Origin of the sequence: Microscilla marina ATCC 23134 (genome assembly GCF_000169175.1) — a bacterium.
Classification (GTDB): domain Bacteria; phylum Bacteroidota; class Bacteroidia; order Cytophagales; family Microscillaceae; genus Microscilla; species Microscilla marina.
In genome coordinates this window covers 1-3,009 of the sequence record NZ_AAWS01000110.1, presented here as the reverse complement: position 1 = coordinate 3,009, position 3,009 = coordinate 1, and the positions used below count along the sequence as shown (strand labels likewise).

General features: G+C 40.2%; 2 protein-coding genes. Both read left to right on the top strand.

All coding sequences use genetic code 11. The features are described 5' to 3' along the window. Positions 1–531 precede the first annotated feature (531 nt). Positions 532–753: a hypothetical protein gene (locus M23134_RS37000; protein WP_002706150.1), complete on the top strand. Its 222-nt coding sequence runs from the start codon at positions 532–534 to the stop codon at positions 751–753. Next, entirely contained in the window at positions 754–3,006 is a 2,253-nt protein-coding gene (locus M23134_RS36995; protein ID WP_002706148.1) for a hypothetical protein, read from the top strand. The last annotated feature ends 3 nt before the right edge of the window (positions 3,007–3,009 follow it).

Sequence of the window (3,009 nt, the reverse complement as noted above, 5' to 3'; positions counted from 1 at the left end):
TAACTCTGCGCACTTTTTGAAGTGCGTCAGCAAACAAAATACCCTCGAATAAATAGCGCATTTATTTAATCCCCAGTGCACTAGTGGCTCATTGCTAGATTGTTAGGCGAAGCCATTCTAACCCGCTTTGCAAACAATTTTAACAGTCAGCACAAATAAATGTTTTATAGAATCAAAACGAATTCAAATAAGGTCGTTTATTCCTTTAAAAGACGTTTTATTCACTCAGGTTTGCTCTTCGCGTGGGCAACCATTCCGATAAAGCGAGAACTTCCATTGCATTACAGCAAGGGATTGCCCATTTAGCTCCTTGATTTATCTCTAAATCCCTTGTATATCAAAGGTTTTTAAAACTTTGTACAGCTCAATTAGCTTAAGTAGCGCTCCCTTCGGTCGGTTCGTAGTTACTCCATTCCTCATTTTTTATAAGAAAGCCCTACCACGCATAAAGATAGGCCAACTTCTTACCCTGCAATCGAAGCATACCCTCAAATTAAATACACCTCTACCTCTGGAGATTCGCCAATTTCTTTGCCCGCAGTATCTCCCCCTTTTCACATTCCCCAAAACACCCATGGGCTTAAACAACTTCCGGCGGTTACACCTGCCTTTATTCCACCAAAAAAACAAGCCCTTCCCATTGTAGAGGAGTTGATAGATTTACTCACGCAATTTTTTCAGCAAGACAGCAAGGTGAGTTTGACCGAAGTAACCAAAATGGTCTCTAAATATTACCTTGGTTTCAAGCTATAAATGACCAAATCTTCGGCAATGTCAGGGTGGCAAGTAGACCTTCGTTCCTATTTATTCGGATTGGAAAAAAAAGTTGGGTCAAAAGGTAGTAGCCACGATCCCCGCAAAAGTGCTCAATTGCAACAACTTCAGGTGTATATGAAGGCACTAATCAAAAAATATCCCCCTCAGTACTGGCCATTAGGTCAACTTGCCACAGAGATGGACACTTGGTTAAAAACCTATTTTAACCGTTTTGGGGACATCAAGGCAGAGGTGCTCATGCGAGGCTATAGGGAAGTGTATGTGGGCAAGCAAAGTGAGAAAATTCTTCGGATTGAACATAATAAGCAAGCCACGCATCATCAAATGTTTTTGATAGATGAAACCACTGGGAAAATTATAGACACTAACACAGATACAAGCCCAGTAAACCAGGAATCAATGGGGATCATGAGGGTAGGGCAAATGTTGTCGACTGCTTGGTTTGGTAAAACAGCATGGATTACTGCTACCTTTGATGGACCTAGAAGTAAGCAAGAACGTAGATTGGAAGAAAAGCTTCAACGGAATAGGCTTAAAGGGAAGCTCAAAGGTATGGAGGCTGCCTACCTAAAATATCGCCAATACAAAAAGTTAAACAAATATAAAATAAACACAGATCGTCGCTCTCTTGATTCTCATAACCCAGGGTTAACTGAGAACAAAGCGTACGCTTTGGTAGAAGGGCAGTTGGAGTCGCTTCTAAAAAGTGGAGGCTATTCTAGTATTCAAACATTTGAGAAAGATATTCAAGCATTTGAGCGAGCTTTTGTAAAAGAAAGTTATCAGGTAGCTTTAGATGCATTGGATGCTTATCAAATGCTATTGTACAAAGAAGAAAAAAGGTACAAGAACCCTTCTGAGGCGACTGACTTGGAGCAAAAAGTAGCCAAAACAAAAGCAAAAAGCTTATATACACAGGCTCGCAAGGGTGAAAGTGCGTTTAATATATCGAGTTTTGGGGTTGATAAATATACCAGCCCCTCTATCAGAAGTATGCGCGCAAGTGTAAGTAGTGATGCTTCGGAAAAACGCAGTGAGGCAGAAAGTCAAATGAAGGCATTGGCAAAAGAGCATCCACTGTTGAAAAACCAGGATTTTAACCGGGAAGGATTAACTACGGCATCGTCTACCCAGGATTTTATGCTGAAATATATTGCAGACCGCTATGAATCTGTTCAAACTATTCGAAAGAAGATTCTGGAAGACCAAAAAAGAAAAGACCCCAAACTTATTTATAAGTTAGATTTGTTGCTTGAACAAGTCTACAAAAATGAAGGGATCAGCAAAGGTTCAATTTATCATCAAATTATTTCGGATCGTAAAGCCACTATAGAATTTGATGAGATGTTTGGCAAGGTTGCATTAGCAATTATAGCCATAGGATTAGGAGTAATAAGTTTTGGCGGCGGCACCATAGGAGCAGTGGCAGGGGCAGGAGCTTTGGGCTTGAGTACTTATGATGCTTTTGTCGAGTTTCAGGAGTACGAGACTAAACATGCTGCTTATGGGGCAAAAATGTACTCAAAAGATGCTACCATGGCTTGGGCGATTGTGGCTTTGATAGGAGCTGGATTGGATGCTGCGGGGTTAAAAACTGCGATCAAAAGCATAAGCTCTGCGGTTCATGCTTTTAACAAAACAGGTAATGTTGCCAGGCTCGAAAAGAGTTTGAAAAGGCTTAAGAGTATAGATGATAAAATCCAGCGAAACATTGTAAGGGCAGCAAAACTAAGGGCGAAAAAATTAGCCTTGCTTGGTCGCTTTAACTCTTCGGGGGTAGTACTTGAGGACGCCATCATTATTGTACAAGAAATTGGTATCACGGTTGAAAAGTTTGTGCTGAATATGCAGGCAACCACGACCATTAAAAAACTTGGTTTATCCAATGGTGAAATCGCCGATTTCTATCCACTTGCGAAAGAGATAGCTAAAAACCCTAATTCTGAGTTCGCAAAAGCAATAAAGGGGAATCCGGGGTTGGTGGATGCGTGGTTAGTTTTACATAAGAATGGAGCAGAGAGTTTTATAGATATATCGAAAAAGTTAAGTGAAGAAGGGTTAATATTGGGTAAATTCCTTGATGAAGGAGGTAATAAACTAGTGTTTGCTGTTGGAGATGACAAAGTTATAGCAGTGCTAAAAAAAGGGAAGCCAAGTAATGCTATCCAAGAAGAACTAAATTTATTAAAGATACTTTCCGACAATGGTTTACCAACAACAGAAATTTAAAGG